Raw genomic sequence first — 23,878 nt, 5'->3', positions numbered from 1 at the left:
TCGCGCAGATGAAAGGTCGAGTGATACCGGTCGGCCGGGGCTACCCCCACCGAGCATCGCCACAGATGAAGCGGATGCACCCGGGTTTACGACCCTCGCAACGAGACAGAGCCAGCTCTTCTTCTCTTGGTTGGAGAAAGGGAACGCGGTGCGACGCCTGGATCACCGATCGACCCCCAACTCCCTTTGAATCGCTCATCTCGGCTTTATTGGCCATCGATATATTTTTCGGCCATCCAGCCGATCAAAATGCCGCTTTCCTCCTGACGGTCATTTCCGCCGTCGCCACCCTGGGCGGCATCGCCTTTTCCCTGTACGCTGGTGCTCGTCCGAGGAAATTCCGAGCCAGGTGAAAAAAGGGTTCAAGAGCGCATGAGACGGCTTGCGACTCGGCTGAACAAATCGGTTCACCCGAGTCAATCGACTGGTATCATCTGGCGAAAAGCCGTCGGCGGCGATACACGCGCCGGTGACCGAAAACGCCGTGAGCCCCGACCGGGGCTCACCTGCCTTATTCGTTGCTCACGATGACTTTGAACCGATTCACTCGGAACCTTCTTCGACGGAAGACATCCCCTCGTACATGCCGAGCGGCATGGACGGCACGGCATTCGCATTTTCTTTTAATGGGGTGCGGCTGGTTTCCACCATGCTCGCCAAAGTAATTAATGTTAACACGGCCGAACCGATGACATAATACGACGGGCTCAGAGGGTTTTTCGTTGAAGCAATCAAATATGTGGCGATAAAAGGGGCAAATCCCCCGAATACTGCAACAGAGATATTATACGCAAGAGACATTCCCCCGTAGCGGATGTTTGTCGGGAAAAGTTCGGCCATCGTGGCCGGGATCGGCCCCAGAAATATCCCGACCAGAATGGATGTCGCCACATGGGCGAGAAGTGCCAGACCAAAGCTGTGCTGACTCATGAGCAAAAACAAAGGATACGTCAGAACCAGAGCAATCCCACAGGACCAGCCCAGCACCCGGCGCCGCCCGACCCTGTCGGACCACGCTCCCGCGATGGGCATGAAGAGAATGGCCAGCGCCATGGAGATAACCGACGATAACATCGACTGCATCTGGGAAAAATGAAGCTGTGTAGTAAAATAAGTGGGCATGTAGGTCAATATGATGTAAATTCCCACATTCTGATATATCGCAATCCCGAATGCCTGAAACAGCGGTACGCGGCTGTACCGTACAGCTTCGCCGATGGGCGCCGAGACAATCAGCCCTTTTTCTTTCATCACTTCAAATGCCGGACTCTCACCCATTCGAATCCTGAGGTATACGCCCACCGCACCCAGCGGTGCAGCACACCAGAAAGGGATTCGCCAACCCCATGCAACCAATTCACTCTGGCTCAAAGTTGCGGACAAAACGAACGCGCAGAGTGATCCCAATAAAAACCCGCTGATCGCACCGGCTTCTGTCCAACTGCTTTCGTACCCTCTGCGCTTTGTCGATGCAAACTCTCCGACGAACGTGTAGGCCCCCGTCAGCTCTCCACCCGCACAAAGCGCCTGCAACAAACGCAACAGAACCAACAAGGCCGGTGCTGCGATACCGATCGAAGCATACGTGGGCAGACACCCGATCAAAAAGGTGAGACACGACATGAGAATGATACTCCAAGTGAAAGCGGACCTGCGACCGAACCGATCGCCCAAACTTCCGAATAAGATGCCGCCGATGGGCCTCATAAAAAATGCAACGCCAAAGGTCGCAAAGGAAGCCAGAAGTGATACTGTCGGATTCTGTGACGGAAAAAACACTTTGCCCAGAATCGCGGCAAGAAATCCGTAAGCCGCAAAGTCATACCATTCGATCACTGTGCCGATGGTGCCGCCGACGATAGCCCTTTTCATCTCTGAGGACAAATTTCGCGCGATCAACAGATCTCCCCCTCACATCAATGAAGCGTAAACAGCATCAGCGTCCTTTTCGTTCTAACAACTGCATCGCTTGTTGCTTTTCCACCACTGAGAAATCGGCGCCACCACAATGCCCTGCCGGTCGAATTTTTCCCTGATTCTGCGCACAATCTCAAGCGCGGTCGGTGTATCGCCGTGAACGCAAATCGTCTCCCCTCGAACCTCAAGTGTATCCCCCGTGATCGAGGTGACCCGGCCTTCCGTCACCATGCGGACCGCACGCTCCGCCGCAACTTCCGGATCTTTGACGACCGCACCCGGTTGTCGGCGGGAAACCAACGTCAGGTCGTTGTTATACGCCCTGTCGGGGAAAAGTTCCAGTACGAACGGCAACCCCTTGGCTTCGGCGACCCGGTGCAACTGACTGTTCGGTTTTACAAAGATCGGAACATCGGGAAGTACGGCAAGGATCGCATCAACGATATTCTCAGCCATTTCCTCGTCGGTGTCGGCCATATTGTTCATGTTTCCATGGGGCTTGACATGCTGAATCACGGTCCCGTGCTTGCGACAGAACGCATCCAATGCCCCGATTTGGTAAATGATCAAATTCATGAGATCTTCCCGGGCGATATCCATATTTCTGCGGCCGAATCCCAACAGATCGGGAAACCCCATGTGCACGCCGATCCCGACGCCGTATTCTTTTGCCATCGCCACCGTTCGGTCCATCACATTCGGATCGCCGCCATGAAAGCCACAGGCAACATTGGCCGAGGAGATGAGTTTTATCACTTCTTCATCCATGCCAAGCTTATACACTCCGAAGCTTTCACCCATATCGCAATTCAAATCAATGTATCTTTTTGACATACCGCATCCTCCTTTTCATTCATGCCGACAAATGGCTCGAACCCCATACTTTTATCGCGGCAAAGAAACGCTCGTACTCCCGAAGCAATCGGTGCGCTTCGGCCACTGTCACCTGACGAAAGCGGATCGTGTCGCCCGGTTTTAGCTGGGCCAGCCACGGCATGTCCACAGTGATGACCCCGGCAATCTTTGTATAACCGCCGACACTCTGGCGACCAACCAAAAACACAATCGGCTGACCGTTTTGCGGCACTTGGACAGCGCCCATAAACAGTCCTTCGGACAAGATATCGGCTCCGTGTTTGTGGCCAACTGTCGGCCCCATGAGGCGAAGCCCCATTCGATCCGACGTCGTGCTGACCGTGTACTCGGAAGACAAGAATGTGGCGATACCATCGGGAGTAAAGGCGCCTTCCTGAGGCCCGAGCACCACCCGCACTTCCACCTGCCGGGGATACTGGGGAACCCAGTCCGGATGCAGCCGACGCCTGAGGACCTTGTCTGCAGGAACCCGAGCGGGACCGGCGAAAAGAAGATCCCCCTTTTCGAGTTTGCGCCCTGCAACCCCCCCTATACCGCCCAGCAAATCTGTAGAACGACTCCCCAGAACAACGGGGACATCAATCCCCCCGGAAACGGCCAGATAAGCCCGACATCCTGATTTGCAACCGGAGAAATGGATCACATCTCCCGGGTGAACCGGAACCGTGCTCCACATGGGGAGGGGTTGTCCGTTCAGCCTGGGATCCAAGTCCCCGCCGGTTATGGCAATCACCGCCGGCTTCAGCACGCGCACTTTCAGCCCCATCAGCGTGACCTCGAGAGTGGCCGCATCCACGGGATTGCCCAGCAAGAGATTGGCCATCCGATGCGCATGAGCATCTGCGGCGCCGGATACGGCCAATCCGTATTTTTGATAGCCACGCCGTCCAAGATCTTGAACCGTTGTCAGCATTCCCGGATGGATGACCTCGAACACCGGCTCAGTTCGGCTCAACGGACTCCCCCCTCGTCATCGGGCGGTACCTCCCTTGCAAAACGGATTCATGAATCTCTGAAAACTCGTCTTCGTTGATGGGTATAAATTTGACCCGATCGCCCGCTTGGAGCAAGAAAGGAGGAGTGCGGTTGGGGTCGTAAAGACGCAGCGGTGTCCGTCCTATCAACCGCCATCCGCCGGGACTTTGAATGGGATAAATGCCCGTCTGTTTGCCCGCGATCCCGACACTCCCCGCGGGAATGGCAACGCGGGGACTGGAAAGCCGTGGCGTTGCGATTTTTTCGGACATACCGCCCATAAACGGGTAGCCCGGTATAAAACCCAGGAAGTAAACATGATAATCACCGCCGCTGTGAATCTCCACAACTTCTTGAGGCGTCAGGCCGTTATGAGCGGCGACATCTTCCAGATCAGGCCCCCATTCTCCCCCGTAGAGAGTCGGAATCTCGACAAGGCGCGCTTCGGATCTTTGGATCACTTCCGGTTCTTGCCCCCAGCGTTGAAGCCATTGGATCACTTCGTCATCAGAAATGATCAATGGGTCGTAATTGACCAACAACGATCGATAACCAAGGATCACCTCGCCAAACCCGGGAATGGAGCAGGACTCGACCTTTTGAGCCAAGCTTCTCACCTTCCCGCTCGTGCGAGGATCGATTCCTTCACCGACCTCCACCAAAATCGCCTGATCCCCGGCATACTTAAACTGCAGCCCCATTGTGTTGCCACCCCCGCCGCAACTGTTCGATGGTTAAGGCCGCCGATATCTGTTCCGGATCGGCCATCACCTCAATCACCGCCGGTCGGTTGGACTCCAGGGCCCGTTCCAGCGCAGGCAAAAAGTCCCGGTTGCTGCGAACCGTTTCACCATGCCCCCCCAGCAGACGCACATACTCGGCATAGCTGGGATTGCTCAGATCCGTGCCGATCACTCGCTCCGGATAACGTTTTTCTTGATGCATGCGGATGGTTCCATACATGTTGTTGACGACCACAACGGCCACCACCGGAATCTGATAACGTATCGCCGTTTCCAGTTCGGCCATGGTCATCATAAATCCCCCATCGCCCGCAAAAGCGATGACGGTCCTGTCCGGCCGGGCCAGTTTCGCCCCAATGGCCGCCGGCAATCCGTACCCCATCGCCCCCGAGGTGGGACCAATATACGTCCCCGCCTCCCGGAATCGATAATACCGTGACAGCCATCCGAAGAAATTCCCGGCATCACTTGTAACAATGGTCCCTTCCGGCAATGCTTCTTGAAGGTCGTGCATGAGTCCCTCAAGATCAACCGTCCGGTCCCCGTGGTTTGAACGGGGTTTGGAATAGGCCGAATACGCCTCCCTCAGTCCAGAGGTGTAGGATTCGCGTTCCGCCATCAGATCGGCCGTCATCCCACCCGCCGAAACCTCTAACAAATCCTCCAGAAAATAACCCACGTCCGCGACAATACCGATTGCCGGTCTGTACACCTTATTGATCTCATCCGGCGAGATATCGACATGGATCAACTGTGTTCCCGGGCGAATGAGCGTATAGTCCTGGGAAGTCACTTGCGATAAACGGGTTCCCAACGCCAGAACAACATCGGCCTGTTGTACGGCGTCAACCAGGTAGCTCGGGGCATTCAGCCCGAGGTGGCCAATGTAACACGCATGTTGGTTCGGAAAAGCATCCATGCGCCGAAAGGCTGTCGCAACCGGAAGCCGGAACCATTCCGCCAAAGTCACCAACAGATCCGTCGACTTTCTTGCACTGATGCCACCGCCGGCAATCACCACCGGGCGGTGAGCCGTTTGTAAAAGGGAAGCAACACGCGCGACAGATTCGCGCTCGGGTCGGGGCGAGCTGTAGACCCGAGCCTGTTGGAATCGCATGTCCGCCGTCCCGTTCAACACATCCTCGGGCAAGGATATCAGCACTGGACCGGGGCGGCCCGTTTGCGCAATATGGAAGGCCCGGTAGAGCAATTCAGGCGCGCGTGACGCCTCTCTCAGTTCCGCGGTCCACTTCACAAGGTGCCGAAAATACGCCGCAAGATCGATTTCCTGAAACCCTTCCCGGTCCCGAAAAGCCTGTTCGACCTGGCCGATCAGAGCCACGACCGGAGTGGAATCCTGCATGGCCGTATGTAGTCCAATGGACAGATTGGCGGCCCCCGGGCCTCGGGTGGCTAGACAAACCCCAACCTTACCACTGGCTTTTGCGTATCCCTCCGCCATAAATGAAACTCCGCCTTCATGGCGCCCCGAGATGAGTTGAATGTGATCATGGTCATACAAAGCATTCATTACGTCCAAATAACTCTCGCCCGGTACACAAAAAACGTTTTCCACACCCTCTTGAGCCATGACTTCAACAATGGCCTCGGCCGCCGTCATTCTTTCCATAAAACATGCTCCTCCAAAACTCGCAACTCCAATGAATCTTGCATCGCGACGATCTCCTTTTCAACAATTTCTGCTTTATCGCCGGCATGTCCGGGAACGCCCAACGGACGCGATCCAAGTGCTCCACCGCCGCATGCTCAGAAGGGCGCGTCATCTCTTTGATTCAGCACCGAGCAGGAATCCTGATCCGCAAGTGGCCTTTGTTTCAATTAATGAAACGTCGTTTCATCATTTATGCAAGTCAGGACTTTTTCCGTCCACCACCCTCCACCAATATTTCGAAGCCCCAATACCCCGCCCACATCGCTGAGGTTTGGTGCAAATAATCCATTTTGTTCGACTGTACCACGCCCTCTGACAGGTGTCAACATATCGACGCAAGTCCCCGGGATCACTCAACTTCGCACACGACATGAATACGCAAAATAGGTTGACAACACGTTTGAGACAACGGTATAGTCTAGGCAAGCCAATAATTTACACCAAACGAGCGGAAGGAGGCGGAATGTTTCGCGACGGGATAGGGGACAAGCTGTTCTTTACGCAAGTTTTACTGCGGGCTTTTGAACTCCCAAGTGGCTCGGCGGTTCATCGACCGGCTGCTCCATCCACTCCAGACCAAAGTTGACGAACATGGTTGCCTGTGAATGGCGAAGGAGAGGTCGTGCTTAAATGATGAAATGCCATTTCATTTTGTGAAACGGGAGATGCTGATGAATGAGAGCGTCTTGAAGGCATTAAAATTGCTGGATTTTTTTATTGAAGAACCCGAGTTGACGTTGAGAGACTTGGCGCGTCTTTCCGGCATGCCGAAACCCACGGTATACCGTTTTTTGGCGGCGTTGGAGAAATACCATTTTGTGAAAAAAATAAAGTACTCCGAGCTTGATATCCGTTATAAATTGGGCACGAAATTACTGGAACTCGGAAATGTGGTGGCGGAACAATTGGAATTGCGCAAGGTGGCCCTTCCACACATGCAACGGTTGGGCAGCGAAGTCGAAGAGGTGGTGCATCTCACCATTCGAGAGGGAAATGAGGCTGTGTATATCGAAAAGGTGGAGAGCAAAAAGGCCCTGCGGCTGTTTATTCGAGTGGGGAAAAGGGCCCCGTTGCATGCGGGTTCCGGACCCAAATTGCTTCTTGCTTTCACGCCGGAAGAGGAATTCCAACAAATCATCAGCCACTATCCGCTGGAGTCATTAACAAAAAATACAATCACAGAGAAAAGAAAGTTGCTCGAGGAAATGAAAAAGATCAGAGCCGACGGTTTTGCTGTCAGTGAGGGGGAACAAGATGAAGATACGGTTGGGATCTCCTTCCCGGTTCGGGACTACACGGGGAATGTGATCGCCGCCCTGGGTGTCAGCGGATTAAAATACGCGTTCCGCGAGCCGCGCTTGACAGAAATCAAAGAAAGGGTCAGGGTGGCGGCGGAGCAAATCTCAAAGGAATTGGGTTTCATACATTGACATTGGCCGGGGATGACCCCGGGACACGACCCCACATTGATGCAAACAATCCGTCAACAAACGTCTCCGGATTGGCGTCGTAAGGAGGAAAAGGTTTTGCGCAGGCTGAAATTCAATGCCGTATTTTCGTCGTTGAGGACCAAGCTGCTGACGATGTCTCTTGCTTTGACGCTGATTCCGAGCCTTGTGATCGGTACAATCTCTTACAAGATTACCACAAAACAACTTGAGGCAACCGGAATGGCACAGTTGAAACAGGACACCCTGCATGTTTTGGCCCTGATTGATGAGGCGGACAAACAAGTGAAAGCAGGCAAGATGAGACTGGAAGACGCTCAAGAAATGGTCAAACAAGAAGTGTTGGGGCCAAAGAACGAGAAAGGACAACGTCCAATCAATCCAACCTTCGCCATCGGCAAGTACGGCTATGTGTCGGCCGTCAATGATCGATCGGTGTCCGTCATGAACCCGGTCACAGAAGGAAAAGATTTTTCGAATACCAAAAGTCCGGACGGTAAGTTGTTCGTGCCCGACATGGTTCGTTTGGCAAACAACGGCGGCGGATATTTTACATACATATTCCCATTCCCCAACTCTGACCAAGTTGGTCAGAAGATCGTTTACGTCCAAAAAGATCCCCATTGGGGATGGAACGTGATTTCCAGTTCGTACATGGTTGACTTTAATGCGCCGGCCAATCAAGTGTTGAATGTGTTGATCATTGCCCTGTGTGTCGAGGTCATCTTGAGTGCAGTGATCAGTTTGTGGCTTGCCAACCGCATCTCCAAACCTGTTTCCCTCATGGCGCAACAAGTGGAGCAAGTGGCTCGCGGCGATCTGAATTTGGAGCCCCTCGTGAAAAAAGGGAACGACGAAATTTCCCGTCTTGCCCACGGCTTTTCATCCATGACCAACCATCTGCGCGATCTCGTCAAAAACATCAGCGATACTTCTGAACAACTTGCGGCATCCGCCGAAGAGCTTACGGCCAGCACAGAAGAGAACACGAAAGCGACTGAACAAGTGACTCAGGTTGCACAAGAGATCGCCGTCGGCGCCGAGAAACAGGTGAAAACGGTGGATCGAAGCCGCTCGACTGTCAACGACATGACCGATACAATGCAACAAATCGCCAACAACGCGCAGATTGTATCCACATCTGCGGGAGAAGCCTCCGACTTGTCCAAATTGGGGAGCCAATCCATCCAACATGTGCGCATGCAAATGGACACCATCCAGAAAACGGTTGATACCCTGTCCGCGGTTGTCAAAAGCCTGGGCGAACGATCCGGCGAGATTGGGCGAATTATAGAGGTGATTACAAACATCGCCCAACAGACGAATCTCCTGGCGCTCAATGCGGCCATCGAAGCGGCGAGAGCCGGGGAAAGCGGGCGAAGTTTTGCCGTGGTGGCGGAAGAAATTAGAGAGCTGGCCGAAGGCGCGGGTAATTCGGCAAAACAAATCGTCGAGCTCATCAAGAATATCCAAGAGGAAAGCAGTCTGGCGGTCGAGTCCATGCAGAATACAACCACGGCGGTGGGCGCGGGCCTTGACGCGGTAGACCAGGTCGGAGAATCCTTTGCCCAAATCGAGCGATCGATACATAGGGTCGTCGAACAGATTGAGGGAGTTTCTGCAGCCCTGCAGCAACTGGCCGCCAATGCCGAAGAACTGCGCACGACGATGGGTGAGGTAACCGAAATCACGGAAGCAACGTCAACGGGCATGCATACCATTTCCGCCTCAACAGAGCAACAGCATGCCTCCATGGAAGAGATTGCCGCATCGGCTCAGTCACTCAGCCGTCTGGCAGAACAACTCCACGACCTGGTGAGGCAATTTAAGATCTGAATGGCTGAGGCAAATCAGGAATCCTGCGAAGAGAGGATCGCTAGTCCGGCGAAGGGGCGCGAGGCCGGGCCGGAGGCACCCTGTCGCGCGGCTGGGGAACAATTTGCCGGAGCCCGAGGCCTCCGCCCCACTCTTTTGTTCGGTCCGACCTTCCGGTACAATGGCCGTAGGGAGGGAGGACCATGAGGTATCTGATCGTTCTTGCCGTTTTAGCCTTATTGGTCGTCGGGCTCTTTTTCGGCCATTCCGCCGATCAACAGGCCGCCTTCCTCCTCACGGTCGTTTCCGCCAGCGCCACCCTGGGCGGCATCGCTTTTGCCTTGTACGGCTGGTACTCGTCCAAGGAAATTCCCGACCTGGTGGAAAAAAGGGTTCAAGAGCGCATGAACGAAATGGAGAAGCGCCTGGAAAAGCGGCTCCTCGCCCAACAGGAAGCCATGCAGAAAGTGATTGCCGCCTACGGCGTGACCGGCGATCCCGACCGCAAAATCGCCCTGTTGCGCCAAGCTCTGCAGGTCGATCCGTCGGTGTACAACGGTTATGTGGCGCTGGGCTACGTGTATTGGTATGAAAAAGGCGATCTCGTCGCCGCCGAGGAATGTTTCCGGAAGGATCTTGAGCATCATCCGGACAATTACCAGGCGGCTTGCGACTTGGCCGCGCTGTATGCGGAACAGCAGGAATGGACGGCCGCCCTGAGCTGGATGAAAGAAGCGGTGCGAATCCGCCCGGAGTCGGCGAAGGATTTTGACAACGACCCTCGGTTCGATGCGCTGCGGTCGAACCGGAGAGAGGATTACGAAAAAGTGCTGGGGCGTTGACGGATCTTTAGGAAGCTCATTTGGTCGGCGTCCTTGAGCAGGTTCTGAATGAAAATGCTCTATTCGCGACCCCGGAAGAACGTATTCGGCAGTGAGCCCCGGGCCGGCCGGGGCTCACCTGCCTCATTCGTTGCTCAAGATGACTTTGAGGGCTTTTTCCCGGGCGGCGTTGGCGAAAACGTCGTAGGCCTTCAGGATCTCGTCCAGTTTGAAGCGATGGGTAATGAGGTGCTGCGGCTGGAGTTTGCCCGCCCGGACCATTTTTAGCAGCATGGGGGTGGTCACCGTATCCACGAGCCGGGTGGTGATCGTGATGTTGTGGGACCAGAGGGTCTCCAGATGCAGATCCACACTTTTCCCGTGCACGCCGACATTGGCGATGCAGCCGCCAGGCGCCACGATGCTCTGGCAAATGTCGAAGGTGGCGGGAATGCCGACCGCCTCGACGGCCACGTCGACACCTTTGCCCCCCGTTAACTCCATGACTTTTTCCACGGCGCGTCCGTCTGCGCTGTTGACCGTCTCCGTCGCCCCGAATCGCCTTGCGACTTCCAGGCGATTGTCGTCGAGATCGACCATGATGAGCTCCGAAGGGGAATACAACTGAGCGGTCAGGAGCGCCGCCAGACCGACGGGACCCGCCCCCACCACGGCCACCGTGTCGCCGGGCTGAACTTTGCCGTTGAGCACGCCGCATTCGAAGCCGGTCGGCAAAATGTCGCTCAGCATGACAAGGGCCTCTTCTTCCACGCCCTCCGGAAGCGGGTAAAGGCTCGTATCGGCGTGGGGGATGCGCACATATTCCGCCTGGGTGCCGTCGATCAGATGACCGAGAATCCAGCCGCCGTTCTCGCAGTGCGAATACATGCCCCGTTTGCAATAATCGCATCTGCCGCAGGAAGTGATGCAGGAAATCAACACTCTGTCGCCAACCTTAAAATTGGCGACGCTCTCACCCACCTCTTCGACGATGCCGACCCCTTCATGCCCGAGAATCCGGCCGTCGGCAACCTCCGGCACGTCCCCTTTCAGAATGTGGAGATCCGTTCCGCAAATGGTTGTTTTTAAGATTTTGACAACGGCGTCGGTGGGCTGCTGCACGCTCGGTTTGGGCTTGTCCTCCAGACTTTTCTGTCCCGGGCCATGATACACCAGAGCTTTCATGTCAATCCTCTCCTTCTCAAGGGTTTCGTCCCTTTCGGGAGGTGTGCCGCCGGAATGCGGGCGGCAGACAGCAGGTTGTCTCTGCGGCCATCCTACAACGGAAAAACGAGCCATTCAAGGTCCGGATGTACCATTGACAATGGAAACGATGTCCGTCATCGCACAAAAAAGGAACCCGGCCAATAAAGATCAAAGGTCGGTCCTGCCAATGATCCCCCGCCCCTCCAACTCGGGACATCACATGTTTGACCACCGTGTTGCTCCAGGGAGTGGGCGGACAGGTCCTTACCGAGCCCGCTTTGCTTAAACCCGCCGTGGGGCATCTCCGACGTCCCCCGAATGCCACGCCCATGCCGACGCCACGATGTCCCACAGCCCGTATCGCGGCTTCCAGCCCAGCTCCCGCAGCCGACTGCCGTCCGCCACGAGCACCGGCGGATCCCCCGGCCGCCGCGCTCCGTACTCCACCGGCACCGTCCGCCCCGACACCTCTTCGGCCACGCGGATCACCTCGAGCACAGAATGCCCGCGCCCGGTGCCCACGTTGAACACTCCCGACGGGTGACCGCCCTCCAAAGCCGCCAGGGCCAACAGGTGCGCGTCCGCCAAGTCGAGCACGTGGATGTAGTCCCGAATGCACGTCCCATCCGGCGTCCCGTAATCCGTCCCGAACACTGTCATCCGCTCCCGCTGTCCCAGCACCGCCTGCAGCACGATGGGGATCAGATGCGTCTCCGGATCATGCCGCTCCCCCAGTCGCCCCGACGGATCCGCCCCCGCCGCGTTAAAATACCTCAGCGCCACCCAGCGGATCGGAAAGGTGGTCTCCAGCCATCCCAGCACCTGTTCCAGCATGATTTTCGAGGCCCCGTACGGGTTGATCGGCCGCACCGGGTGATCTTCCGGGATCGGCACCCGCTCGGGATTGCCGTACACCGCCGCCGTGGAGGACAGCACGATCCGCCTCACTCCCGCTTCGCACAACGTCCGGAAAAATGCGATCCCCTTCGCGACATTTTCGGTGAAATACACCTCGGGGTTCCGGACGGACTCGGCGACGACGCTCTTCGCCGCAAAATGCATCACCGCGCCCACCCGATACTCTTCGACGGTCCTGCGGACGGCCTCCCCATCCCCAACGTCCCCAGTTATGTATGGCACCCTCCAACCGGTGAGCTCTTCCACCGCGCCCACCGTCTCCCGGTGCCCGGTGGTTTCATTGTCCATCACCACCACCGGCCGGCCCGCCTCCACCAGGCGCTTCACCACATGACTGCCGATATACCCGGCCCCTCCCGAAACCAGCACCGCGTCGATCCTCCTCGCCCCCTAACATAATTTCGCCCTCTCATATGCGTCCATACAAAGGCATTCGAGGGCAGTATACGCCAGCTTGCGAATGCAATCAATGCACCCAAGCCCGCCGGGATCCCGCGCGCGCCCCACTCGCTCAACTGTCGAACTTCCGGAGCAAAAAAGGGGGCTCGCCGCCCCCTCTGCTCGATCGTTGCTCCTCGATCATTCGCCTACCTTGGACAAGTCGATCCGGTAGTTGCTCTGGTAATCCTGATACTTCAGGAGGGTCATCATCCCCGCCGAAGCATGGTGAAGGTCGTGGCAGTGAAACGCCCAGTTCCCCGGGTTGTCGGCCGTAAAAGCGATTTCATAAGTCTCTCCCGGCCGAACCAGCAGGGTGTCTTTGTTGATGGGAGATCCGGTGACAGGCTTCCCGTTGTATCGCAACACCTGGAAGGTATGCCCGTGAAGATGCATCGGATGATCCGACTTCCCGTCGTTAATCAGCGTCACTTTGACCCGTTCACCCTTGCGGACTTCAAGGAGATCCGTATTCGGCCAGGTTTTTCCGTTGATCGTGTATACTTGGTCATTGCCCTGGAAGGTGGAGTTTAGATGTAAGGTGTAGGACTTGTCGAATCGGCCTTCGTCCACCGAACCGCCGGTATTTTGACCATACGTCGTCAGATCCAAGACGGGAAGATTCGCTTGATCCGCAACCGGTTGAGCCGTGGTGTTTCCGGCGACGTGAACGGGAATGACGGCCGTTTTTGCACCATTGGTTTGATCGTGCAGATCAATCGCAAAATCTTTCGCTCCTGCTACAAAGGTCACGTCATATCGCTCACCGGCTCCAATCGACAAGAGTTTGTCTTGAACCGGAGATGGATTTGCAATGGGGTTACCGTCTGTTGCTGCCACTTGGAAGGTCTGTCCCTGCAGATGCACAAGGTGCGTCATGTATCCGGCGTTAATGAATCGAAGGCGAACCTTTTCTCCTTCTTTCACCTCAAGGGGTTGAATGAGCGATCCGGACTTCCCGTTCACCGTGTACACGTTGTACATCATTTTCATCATTTGATCATGGTCCATGACCGGCATGTTGTTGCTCGGCGTCGCATTGGCTGCCGGTGCGGATTCAGTGGAAGACGGCCCCATGTTCATGTTGGAGTGATCCATACCGTTCATGTTGCCCATATTCATATTCCCCATGTCCATATTGCCCATGCCGTTTCCCGATCCGGACATACTCATCCATTCGTCCAGAACCAGTGTATAATCCCGGTCATATTTAACCGGCTCGTTTTTCGGAAGGACGACGAAAACTCCGTACAAACCCTGATCGACTTGTTGGGCGCTGTTGTAGTGGGAATGATAAAAATAGGTACCCGGCACTTTCGCCACGAAATCATACGTGAAACTTTGTCCAGGGGCCACCGGATCCTGAGTCACTCCCGTCACTCCGTCCATGGCGTTGGGGACTGGGTATCCATGCCAATGGATCGAGATCGGTACGTTCAGTTGATTGACCAATTTGATCCGAACCCGTTCGCCTTCCGTGACCTGAATTTTGGCGCCGGGTACCGTGCCTCCATAGGTCAAGGCATCCACCTGAAAATTGGGGGCAATTTGCCATTTGACCTGTTTTGCTGTCACCGTAAAGTCCTTGACAGTCCGCCCTTCGTTATCCGTCCACGTCTTGTCGGGTTCGAGCGGCTTGTCCGCTGCCTCCACGTTGGATTGACCCCTGAACAGGTATACGCCGACGGGAATCAAAGCGACGATCAGGAGCAGGACAAGTCCTATCCACCATTTTCGCCGATTCAATTCAAATCCCCCCGTTCCTTCATCAGTATGCCGGTGCACCCGGCCAAGGTCAGCGTAACACCGACTTGTGAAGATCCGATGAAGACCCTTGGGTAACCGTCCGAAAGGTGTGCGCATACCCTGGAATCACACGATCCGTGATGAAGGGGGATTGTATCCATGGGGAATGCATCCCTGTATCCTTCTCGGCACCTCGGCACTCCCCGACTCATCGCTCCGAACGCGGCCTTCGCCCCATATGAGGTTGTCCACGGCATTCGACGCTTTCATTTGACGGCGGAGGTCATCGCGCACGAACTGGTCCGGGGTGTGGTCATCCAAGCCTGGGGATACAACGGGTCGATTCCGGGACCCGTCATTGTGACCCATGAAGGTGAACGGATCCAAGTGGCATTGCACAACCGGCTTCCCGAGCCGACTGCGATTCATTGGCACGGCTTAAACGTTCCGAATCAGGTAGACGGGGTTCCGGAGATCGGAGCGGGTCCGCTGGTACTGCCCGGGCAAACCTATGTATACGATTTTGCGGTTCCCCAGTCCGGCACTTTTATGTATCACGCCCATGCCCACGACGCCAAACAGGAAATGATGGGATTGGGAGGGATGTTCATCTCCCTGCCCCGTCACCTCCAAACGGCGGATCGAGAATTCATCATTCTCCTCCAAGAATGGAGTGTTCGCGACCAAGCGGCGACGGCACCCGCCACGGCGGGGCACCCTGATCCTTCCATTTCCGCAGCTTCTGTTCAACCACGCGTCGTTACCTCGATACGAACCATCGACCCCATGAGCATGGATTTTAACTACTTTACCATGAACGGAAAATCGTATCCGGACACTGAGCCGCTTCTTGTCCGATACGGGGAACGTGTTCGGATTCGCTTGGGAAATCTGAGCATGGATTCCCACCCCATGCATCTGCATGGACATACGTTTCACGTGGTTGCCGGGGATGGGTGGCCCCTACCCGTCCGAGTGCTGAAGAACACGATAAATGTGGCCCCGGGAGAGACATGGGATATTGAATTCATAGCTGCAAACCCCGGAACATGGGCCTTTCACTGTCACAAGCCTCATCATATGACGAATGCCCACCGGACTCCGATGGGAGGAATGTTTAATGTTGTGAAGTACGCCTATTGAGGTCCGGATCAACCATACGGTGATTTTCGTTAAGGAATCCGTAAAAAACAAGACACCCAGGCATCACTAATCCTCGTCCGCCGGAAACACTTGTACAGCGGCCAAGGCCCGGCGCCACGCCTCCCGCTTCTGCAATCGAACCCACGTAACCAGCTTGGAAGGCTGGGGCTCTACCATTGAGCTACACACCCGCAAGTGGCGCACGGGACGTTTTCACAGCCCCCCATCCCCCGTCCCGCATCAATCCCCCAACAGATAGCGATACCGCTCGGGATCCTCTCGAACCGCTTGCGCCAGCTCTTCGTAGCCCTCGGTTAAGACCACAGAGCGAATGCGCTTGGCGTGTTCATCCCGCGGCCGGAGAAAGCCCTCGGCGATCCACCGTTTCAGCCTCTCCCGCACCGTCCGGTCCCGCAAATTCAGCAATTTTGCAAGATCGCTCGTGGTCAAGACGGGAGTCCGAAACGCCATTTGCGCAAAAACCACCCGCTGAGATGGATCCAACCGCCGCAGCAGATCCGGCTCCACCGCCATGAACGACAGACTTTTACTGCGGACCAGCTCCGCGGCTTCTCGAAACACTTCCGCCAACCCATCGATAAAAAAGTCCAGCCAGGGCGTCAGGTCCGCATCATTTCGCCCAAAATAGTAATTATGAGGCAGCCCCATCTGCAGGTTTTTGTAGTAGCCATCCAAATTTCGGTCATAATAGGATTCCAGAACAAAAAGACCTTTCAACCACAAATCGTGTTGCCTGAGAAGGTAGGTTGCTAAGGCCCGCGCCGTCCGCCCATTGCCGTCGACATACGGATGGATCGTCAAAAATTGCCACATAAAGATGCCCGCCTGAATCGGAGCCGGAATGTCCTGGGTCTCCGGTCGATTCACCCATGCCACGAGGTCTTCCATCAAGGTGGGCACATCCCGGGGTTCCGGCGGCAAATACACGATGACACCGGTACGCTCGTCGGCCACCTTGTTTTGCACAGTCCGATACCCACTTTGAGCCGGCCTTTTACCGCCCGGGATGACGCGAATGATCGCATGAAGCTGTTTGATGAGTTCCTCGGTGATCGGCAGCCTGCGTTCGGCACAGCGATCGAGAAAATCCATAGCCTTCGAAAGGTTGACCACTTCCTGTTCCGCCGAGGAACGTTGTCCAACCTGCAGCGCCTTCCTCATTTGTCGTTCGCTCAGTCTGGAGCCTTCGATCTTTGTGGACAAAATTACTCGATTGATCGCCGACTCCCGCTGCATTTCCTGCAACACATTGCCCGGAAGCGGCAAATATTCCACGACGGTGTTCGCCTCTTGGATTTCCATTAACCTTTTTGCCATCTTTGGAGGAATCGAGAACCGCGGTTCAAACACCCCTGCCAGCCCCCTTTCTCTCCATTATAGCCGGAAAACACCGATTGCCGCTATATTGCCGCAAAAAGTGCAGAACGAAACAAAAAAAGCTGCGATGTGCCCCTGGACTGCCAAAGGCTCCGCAGCGTATTCTATTCACCCTATTACCGACCGTGCCACGCATGGCCAGCCCTCACCGATCGGCCTCCAACCCCCTTTGGATCGCCTCAATCTCTTCCTTCGGTAACTTTGTTATCTCAACCACCTTGTTCATGTTATCTCCGAATGTCTCTCTAACCACTTCACCCGCTCTTCATAAAGCCGGCGTATCTCCGGATCCTGGCTCAAGGACTCCAGCGTCGTCAGCGCCTTCCGGATCATCGGGTCTTCCTTCGCCAACTCCTCCATCTCTTCTCGCGTCTCCGCCGACAGGAACCTCATCCACCGCTCTAAACTGCTGCCCACGTCAACAACCTCCCCGTTGCTTTTCCTGCCGCCAACCTTTCACCGCCAAACCCACCTGTATTTCCACTTTCCCTTTAATCTGAGTTATTTCTCAATTCAAACGCGAGTACGCCCCCTGTGGACACCGAGTTCCGCAAAAGGTGGACAAACACCCCCCTCCCCCTTCGACATATCCATATTTTGCCGGTCCCTACCCCCTCAACCCTCCCAGGCCCATCGCCGAATCGAAGGCTCGGGGGTCGAGACCCAGGGATCGCAGGCGGTTGTACAGCGTTCCCCGGGAGATCCCGAGCAGCCTCGCCGCGGCCGCCTTGTTCCCACCCGTCTTTCGCAGCGCCTCCAGAATCAACTCCCCGTCCGGTCTCGCGGTACCCGGTCCAGCACCCGGACGACCCAAACGCTGAGGGGCCGTCTCCCCCGAGGGACTCCCCACCAGGTGACCCGCCTCCGGGCCACCCGCCTGGAGGAGCATGGCCAGGTGCCCGCTGTTCCACGATTCGTCTTCCACCGTGACCACCAGGCGCTCCAACACGTTCCGCAGTTCCCTGACATTGCCGGACCACGGATGGCGCATCAACGCAACCAGAAAATCGGGCTCGAGGTGCGGGGCGGGCCGCCCATAGGCCGCACACAGATCTTCCAAAAATGTCTCCACCAACACCGGGATGTCGTCCAGTCGCTCTCTTAGGGGCGGGATGAAGATCCGGACTACATTCAGCCGATAGTACAGGTCTTCCCGAAACCGGCCCTTGGCCACCAGATCCTCCAGGGGCTGGTTCCCCGCCGCGATGATTCGGGCGTTCACCTGAATCGGCCTCGTGCCGCCGATGCGATAAAAGGTCTGGTCCTGGAGAACCCTCAAGAACTTCGCCTGAAGCTCCACGGGCAGCTCGCCGATCTCATCCAAAAAGAGCGTCCCCCCGTGGGCGAGCTCCAGCTTCCCCGGGCGCCCGGACCGGTCTGCGCCGGTGAAGGCGCCCCCTTGATAACCGAACAATTCACTCTCAAATAAGGGCCCCGGGATGGCGGCGCAGTTCAGGGCGATAAACGGGCCGGCACTCCGCCGGCTCGCCGCGTGGATCGCCTGGGCAAACAGATCCTTCCCCACCCCGCTCTCCCCCTGCAACAAAACCGTAGCGTCGGTGGGCGCCACCTTTTTGGCCAAACGAATCGCATGCAGGAGCCGAGGCGAACCCCCTTTGATCGTGTCAAAGGGATCGCGATCGCCGTGCCGCAACTGTTGATCCGCCATCCACTGGCGATACGTCCGCTGCAACTCCTGATGCATCCGCACCAACTGGGTGATATCCTTTTCCGAAGCCACCGCCCCCGCCATCTGACCGTCCACCATCGCCGGACCGCCGGAAAGAAGCACATGGGTATTCTCCCGGGGAGCGTGGTACACCTGTCGCACAGGTTTGGGATCCCGGAGAAGCCGCAGAACCGCCAGGGCCTCGGGCTGGAAAAACCGGTCAATGGGCCGCCCGAGAATCCGCTGGGCCGGGATGTCGTAGATCTGCTCCGCAGTCCGGCTCCAACCCCGGACCACCCCCCGGCGATCGATCACGGTCACCGCCTCTTGGACAATGTCCAGCACCTGTTCAAAAAATGCCCGCTGGCTCCGGCACAGATCGAGAAGAAGTTCGGTGAACTCCCGGGGGCCCAGAACCCCCACCCACTGCCCATCTTTATAAATCGCCACGGGCTCCCCCGACCGACAGACCTCGGCGAGCTCGTCAAAATCCACTTCTTCCGAGTGCACCGATAGGCTCGCGTCGGGGAGCGCGATATCGGGCGAAACCGGCCGCATTCTGGTTCGCAGCTCTTCCCAGGAACACCACAGAATGCCCATGCGCCTCTCTCCCGTTGCCCGAATTATTTTTCCGTTTCTCCACCTCATCTTAGCATAGGTTTCCGGGCAAACAAAGGAGGAGGCAAAAAACTTCGGCTGTTCAAATCCGTGTCTGCACAGAAGTGTTCAATTTGAACAACTATGTTCAACCCGAGAACGGACATCGGCACCATCGGGGGTGGCACGATATTTGCGTAGGATCGGGGTGAGGGGAGGCCATGGGCATGGAGCAATGGATGAGGCAGGGGTTTCACTGGTTGGCGGCGAGTCCCTCGGCCAATCGCATGGCCAGGAGGTGGGGGTTGCGATTTGGCGCAGCCCGGTTCGTCGCCGGCGAAACCCTCGAAAAAGCGCTGGAGGTTGTGCGGGATTTGAACCATCGGGGACTGGAGGTGACCCTGGACCATCTCGGCGAGTCGGTATCCGATGCCGCCGAAGCGGCGGAGGCCGCCCGGGCTTGTCTCGACACCCTGGAGGGGATCGAGCGCACGGGAGTACGGTCCCACCTGTCGGTGAAACTCACCCAACTGGGACTCGACATCGACCGATCCCTCGCCGAAAAACATGTGGGGCAAATCCTCGAACGGGCGGGACAGGCCGGGACGTTCGTGCGCATCGACATGGAAGATTCGGCTCACCTGCCCGCCACCTTGGAGCTGTTCCGGGAGATGCGCCGGCGCCACGATCACGTGGGCATCGTGATCCAGGCGTATCTTTACCGAAGTGAACAGGATCTTCGAGAGTTGGAGGACCTCGGGGCGAATGTGCGGCTGGTCAAAGGGGCGTATCGCGAGCCCCCGTCCGTGGCGTTCCCCGACAAGCGGGACGTGGACCAGAACATGAAAAAGCTGATCGACATGCATTTGCAAAGCGGCTGCTACACGGCGGTGGCCAGCCACGATCCGCAGATTCTTCGGCACACTCGGGAGCGGGTCGAGCAGTGGGGGATTCCCCGGGACCGGTTTGAGTTTCAAATGCTCTACGGCATCCGGCCGGACCTTCAGCGGGATCTGGTGGAACGGGGATACCGCGTACGGATTTATGTGCCCTATGGAACGGACTGGTTCGCGTATTTTATGCGGCGATTGGCCGAGCGGCCGGCCAACGTGTGGTTTGTACTCAAGAACGTGGGGAGGCATGTGGGATGATCGAGTTTCGGAACGAACCGTTGTCGAATTTTCACGACCCCGCCGTTCGGGATCGGATGAAGGAGGCCTTGGCCCAAGTCGAGGGAATGCTCGGACAGTATTACCCGCTGGTCCTGGACGGCCGGCGCGTCGACACGGCGAGTCGCATCACATCGGTCAATCCCGCTCAAATCGACCAGATCATCGGAGAGGTGGCGGCGGGGGACGCCAGCCACGTGGACAAGGCGGTGGAGGCGGGGTGGAAGGCGTTTCCGGAGTGGGCGCGGCTGCCCGCGGAGGCGCGGGCGGGCTATCTGTTTCAGGCGGCGGCCGCCCTGAGACGGCGAAAATTCGAGTTCGCGGCTTGGATGGTGTACGAGGTGGGCAAAAACTGGGCCGAAGCGGATGCCGATGTGGCCGAGGCAATTGATTTTCTGGAGTATTATGGAAGAGAGGCCATCCGATTGGGGAAGGGAGCGCCCCTTGTGCCGTACCCCGGCGAGGACAACCGCATGACCTACATTCCCCTCGGCGTTGGCGCCATCATCGCCCCGTGGAATTTTCCCGTGGCCATCCTGGTGGGGATGAGTTCGGCCGCTTTGGTGACGGGAAATCCGGTGATCATCAAACCCTCCAGCCAGGCGCCGGTGGTGGCGGCCAAATGGGTGGAGCTGCTGGAGGAGATCGGGGTTCCGGCGGGTGTGGTGCAATATCTTCCCGGCCCGGGCGGCGCGGTGGGGGATGCCCTGGTGGACCATCCCGGCGTGCGGTTCGTGAATTTTACCGGGTCCAAAGAGGTCGGGCTGCGGATCGTGCAGCGGGCGGCAACTCCGGCTCCCGGGTGCCGGTGGATCAAGCGGGTGGTGGCCGAGATGGGGGGCAAGGACGGGATCATCGTGGACGAAACGGCGGACCTGGGTGCGGCGGTGCAGGGGATTCTCACGTCGGCCTTTGGTTTTCAGGGGCAAAAATGCTCGGCCGGTTCCCGGGCGATCGTGGTGCGGTCGGTCTACGACGAGGTGGTGGAGCGGCTGCGGGAAGGCGTTAAGCAGTGGACGGTGGGAAAGCCCGCGGACAACGCCCCGATGGGTCCGGTGATTGACGAGTCCGCGTATCGGAAGATATTGCATTATATGGAGATAGGCCGGGAGGAGGGGCGTCTGGTGGCCGGGGGCGGGCCGGCGGAAGGGCCGGGATTCTATTTGCAACCGACGATTTTCGCCGAGGTCCACCCCAAAGCCCGGATCGCCCAGGAGGAAATTTTCGGGCCGGTGCTGGCGGTGATCCCCGCGGAGAACTTTGAGGAGGCCGTGGAGATTTTCAATGATACGGAATACGGCTTGACCGGTTCGTTGTACACCCGCCGCCGGGATCGGGTGGAATATGTGCGGGAGCACATGTTCTGCGGCAACCTCTACATCAACCGCAAATGCACCGGGGCGCTGGTGGGGGTGCATCCGTTCGGGGGATTCAACATGTCCGGGACCGATTCGAAGGCGGGCGGGCCGGATTATCTGCTCCTGTTCACCCAGGCGAAAGCGGTCTCGGAGGTGCTGTAGCCGGTTGAAGGAGGCTCGGAAAGGTTGATATACTGGGTGCCGCGACGGGGGGAGGCGTGTTGGAGGACCGCGGACGGGCGTCGGGAAGTGGCTTCAGCCTCCCCGTGCCGTCCCGGGTCCCGGTACGGCCCCGGGTCCCCGTACTGCTCCAGGTCACCGTACCGCCGCCCGGGCCATGCTGCCGACCGGCTCCCCGTACCGCTGCCTGGAGTTGGGCCTGATCGCCGTCGCAGGACCTCCTCTCATCCGGGCCCACCGGAGACAGGCGAACCGGGGCGAACCGAGGTCACAGAGATAAACAAAGGGGGGCGAGTCATTGTCTGTTCTCACGCGAAAAAAACCGATCGACCAGTTGTCGGAACACGCTCTCTCTGACACGGGGCTCAAACGGGTGTTGGGGCCATGGTCTCTCACCGCCATCGGACTCGGCGGCATCATCGGTGTGGGTATTTTCGTATTGACGGGGATCGCCGCGGCAACCCAGGCGGGCCCCGGGGTGCTGTTATCTTTCGTGATCGCCGGGTTGGCCAGTGCCGCGGCAGCCCTCTGTTATGCCGAATTTGCCGGGATGATCCCGGTGGCGGGCAGCGCGTACACGTACAGCTACGCGGTGTTGGGAGAGCTCTTGGCCTGGATCATCGGTTGGGACTTGCTTTTGGAGTACACACTGGTGGTTGCCGTGGTGGCCATCGGTTGGTCAGGGTATCTTTCGTCCGTTCTTCACGAGCTGGGATGGACACTTCCCACCTGGGCCCAGGGGGCCCCCGGTACGGGACCGGGCCACGTTTTCGACCTCCTGGCGGCGCTCATCAACCTGGTCATCGCCGGGCTCTTGACCATCGGAATTCAGTGGGGATCGCGGTTTAACTCCCTGCTGGTGGGCATCAAATTGGCGATCATTCTGCTCGTTATCGCTATCGGGGCGTTTTATGTCAACCCGGCGAATTGGCATCCGTTTCTTCCCTTTGGATTTAACGGAGTGGTGAAGGGAGCGGCGCTGGTCTTTTTTGCCGTCTTCGGCTATGACACTTTGACGACGGCGGCGGAGGAAGCCCGAAATCCCCAGAAGGACCTCCCCCGGGCCGTGATTTTCTCCCTGGCCATTGCCCTGGTGCTCTATATCGGCATGTCCCTGGTGTTGACCGGCATTGCACCTTCATCCAGTTTGAACAACCCGGCTCCGGTGGCCAAGGCTTTTTCTGACCTGGGGCTAAAATGGACGACGGTGGTCATTTCCATCGCGGCGGTGGCCGGGATAACCAGCGTTTTGTTCTCGTTTATGTTGGCGGCTGCGAGGATTTGGTTTGCCATGAGCCGGGATGGGCTCCTCCCCCGATGGTTTGCAAAGATTCATCCCGGGTTCAAAACCCCCTACCGGCCGACTTGGATTATCGGGGTGGTCACGGCGGTGGTGGCGGGGTTGACGCCGATTGCCGAAGTGGCAGAACTGGTGAATATCGGAACGTTGATGGCCTTTGTGATCGTGTGTGCCTCCGTCATGGTTCTCCGGGTGCGGCGGCCGGACCTCGAACGAAAGTTCCGCACTCCGTTGGTCCCGCTGATCCCTTTGATCGGCATCGGCTTTTCGATCTGGTTGATGGTCAGTCTGCCGGCCATCACCTGGCTGCGGTTTATAACGTGGATGGTCATCGGTTTGGCGATCTATCTGCTGTACGGTATGCGGAACAGTATATTGGCTGAGGGGCACCAAGACCTGCCGAGCGAGCCCTAGGGGAATGCGACACGCAGTCTATCCCTATCCGCATGCACGGGATATCCCGCCAACCTTTCTCCCGGGCCAGGGGCC

18 protein-coding genes are annotated in these 23,878 nt (G+C 57.3%); 7 read left to right on the top strand and 11 right to left on the bottom strand.

Features of this window, described 5'->3' with window-relative positions:
* Nucleotides 1–543: 543 nt before the first annotated feature.
* From CVV65_RS01585 to CVV65_RS01565, 5 genes are read right to left on the bottom strand one after another with little or no spacing between them, the layout of a single operon-like run.
* The gene (locus tag CVV65_RS01585) at nucleotides 544–1,899 is read right to left on the bottom strand and encodes an MFS transporter (protein ID WP_100666661.1); all 1,356 of its coding nucleotides are present in this window, start codon (nucleotides 1,897–1,899) and stop codon (nucleotides 544–546) included.
* Nucleotides 1,900–1,953: 54 nt separating this feature from the next.
* Nucleotides 1,954–2,751, bottom strand: a complete 798-nt coding sequence (locus CVV65_RS01580) for a LamB/YcsF family protein (protein ID WP_100666660.1) — start codon at nucleotides 2,749–2,751, stop codon at nucleotides 1,954–1,956.
* A gap of 19 nt (nucleotides 2,752–2,770) precedes the next feature.
* A complete protein-coding gene (locus CVV65_RS01575; protein ID WP_232796673.1) occupies nucleotides 2,771–3,748 on the bottom strand; it encodes a 5-oxoprolinase subunit C family protein in 978 nt (325 codons plus the stop codon).
* Nucleotides 3,735–4,469, bottom strand: coding sequence for a 5-oxoprolinase subunit PxpB (pxpB, locus tag CVV65_RS01570; protein ID WP_100666659.1), 735 nt, complete (start codon nucleotides 4,467–4,469; stop codon nucleotides 3,735–3,737). The genes CVV65_RS01575 and pxpB overlap by 14 nt, the downstream gene beginning before the upstream one ends.
* Nucleotides 4,453–6,132: a thiamine pyrophosphate-dependent enzyme gene (locus tag CVV65_RS01565; protein ID WP_407928400.1), complete on the bottom strand. Its 1,680-nt coding sequence runs from the start codon at nucleotides 6,130–6,132 to the stop codon at nucleotides 4,453–4,455. Before CVV65_RS01565 ends, pxpB begins: the two co-directional genes overlap by 17 nt.
* A 722-nt stretch (nucleotides 6,133–6,854) precedes the next feature.
* On the opposite strand from CVV65_RS01565, the gene CVV65_RS01560 reads away from it, so the two are divergent.
* The 3 genes from CVV65_RS01560 (at nucleotide 6,855) to CVV65_RS01550 (ending at nucleotide 10,288) form a co-directional block, all read left to right on the top strand.
* Nucleotides 6,855–7,613 (top strand): IclR family transcriptional regulator, encoded by a 759-nt coding sequence (locus CVV65_RS01560; protein ID WP_100669101.1) that lies wholly within the window; start codon nucleotides 6,855–6,857, stop codon nucleotides 7,611–7,613.
* 96 nt (nucleotides 7,614–7,709) lie between these two features.
* Entirely contained in the window at nucleotides 7,710–9,467 is a 1,758-nt protein-coding gene (locus CVV65_RS01555; protein ID WP_198592081.1) for a methyl-accepting chemotaxis protein, read from the top strand.
* A gap of 182 nt (nucleotides 9,468–9,649) precedes the next feature.
* Complete coding sequence (locus CVV65_RS01550; RefSeq protein WP_100666656.1) at nucleotides 9,650–10,288, top strand: TPR end-of-group domain-containing protein; 639 nt, start codon at nucleotides 9,650–9,652, stop codon at nucleotides 10,286–10,288.
* A 123-nt stretch (nucleotides 10,289–10,411) separates the two neighbouring features.
* On the opposite strand, the gene CVV65_RS01545 is transcribed toward CVV65_RS01550, so the two are convergent.
* The 3 genes from CVV65_RS01545 to CVV65_RS01535 all read right to left on the bottom strand — a co-directional run bounded on the left by CVV65_RS01545 (nucleotide 10,412) and on the right by CVV65_RS01535 (nucleotide 14,575).
* Nucleotides 10,412–11,452: a zinc-dependent alcohol dehydrogenase family protein gene (locus tag CVV65_RS01545; protein WP_100666655.1), complete on the bottom strand. Its 1,041-nt coding sequence runs from the start codon at nucleotides 11,450–11,452 to the stop codon at nucleotides 10,412–10,414.
* Nucleotides 11,453–11,755: 303 nt separating this feature from the next.
* On the bottom strand, nucleotides 11,756–12,769 hold the full coding sequence (galE, locus tag CVV65_RS01540) for a UDP-glucose 4-epimerase GalE (RefSeq protein WP_198592182.1): 1,014 nt from the start codon (nucleotides 12,767–12,769) through the stop codon (nucleotides 11,756–11,758).
* A 201-nt stretch (nucleotides 12,770–12,970) separates the two neighbouring features.
* Nucleotides 12,971–14,575 carry a multicopper oxidase family protein gene (locus CVV65_RS01535; protein WP_232796672.1) on the bottom strand — a complete coding sequence of 535 codons (1,605 nt, stop codon included), beginning with the start codon at nucleotides 14,573–14,575 and terminating at the stop codon, nucleotides 12,971–12,973.
* A gap of 159 nt (nucleotides 14,576–14,734) precedes the next feature.
* Here CVV65_RS01535 and CVV65_RS01530 point away from each other — a divergent pair, with 159 nt between their 5' ends.
* Nucleotides 14,735–15,718 carry a multicopper oxidase family protein gene (locus CVV65_RS01530; RefSeq protein ID WP_100666653.1) on the top strand — a complete coding sequence of 328 codons (984 nt, stop codon included), beginning with the start codon at nucleotides 14,735–14,737 and terminating at the stop codon, nucleotides 15,716–15,718.
* A 240-nt stretch (nucleotides 15,719–15,958) separates the two neighbouring features.
* Here the strand turns inward: CVV65_RS01530 and CVV65_RS01525 are convergent, their stop codons facing one another.
* The 3 genes from CVV65_RS01525 to CVV65_RS01515 form a co-directional block, all read right to left on the bottom strand.
* Entirely contained in the window at nucleotides 15,959–17,089 is a 1,131-nt protein-coding gene (locus tag CVV65_RS01525) for a Fic family protein (RefSeq protein WP_100666652.1), read from the bottom strand.
* A 249-nt stretch (nucleotides 17,090–17,338) separates the two neighbouring features.
* Nucleotides 17,339–17,533: an Rpn family recombination-promoting nuclease/putative transposase gene (locus tag CVV65_RS01520; RefSeq protein WP_232796671.1), complete on the bottom strand. Its 195-nt coding sequence runs from the start codon at nucleotides 17,531–17,533 to the stop codon at nucleotides 17,339–17,341.
* Nucleotides 17,534–17,723: 190 nt separating this feature from the next.
* Nucleotides 17,724–19,385, bottom strand: a complete 1,662-nt coding sequence (locus CVV65_RS01515; RefSeq protein WP_100666651.1) for a sigma-54 interaction domain-containing protein — start codon at nucleotides 19,383–19,385, stop codon at nucleotides 17,724–17,726.
* A 224-nt stretch (nucleotides 19,386–19,609) separates the two neighbouring features.
* On the opposite strand from CVV65_RS01515, the gene CVV65_RS01510 reads away from it, so the two are divergent.
* From CVV65_RS01510 to CVV65_RS01500, 3 genes are all read left to right on the top strand, one after another.
* Nucleotides 19,610–20,533, top strand: a complete 924-nt coding sequence (locus CVV65_RS01510) for a proline dehydrogenase family protein (protein ID WP_100669098.1) — start codon at nucleotides 19,610–19,612, stop codon at nucleotides 20,531–20,533.
* Nucleotides 20,530–22,071, top strand: coding sequence for an L-glutamate gamma-semialdehyde dehydrogenase (gene pruA / locus CVV65_RS01505; protein WP_100666650.1), 1,542 nt, complete (start codon nucleotides 20,530–20,532; stop codon nucleotides 22,069–22,071). The genes CVV65_RS01510 and pruA overlap by 4 nt, the downstream gene beginning before the upstream one ends.
* 316 nt (nucleotides 22,072–22,387) lie before the next feature.
* On the top strand, nucleotides 22,388–23,803 hold the full coding sequence (locus CVV65_RS01500) for an amino acid permease (RefSeq protein ID WP_100666649.1): 1,416 nt from the start codon (nucleotides 22,388–22,390) through the stop codon (nucleotides 23,801–23,803).
* Nucleotides 23,804–23,878 lie beyond the last annotated feature (75 nt).

It is taken from the genome of Kyrpidia spormannii (assembly GCF_002804065.1).
Taxonomy (GTDB): domain Bacteria; phylum Bacillota; class Bacilli; order Kyrpidiales; family Kyrpidiaceae; genus Kyrpidia; species Kyrpidia spormannii.
Note: the sequence above shows the minus strand (reverse complement) of the source record. Positions and strands in the feature narration are given on the sequence as shown.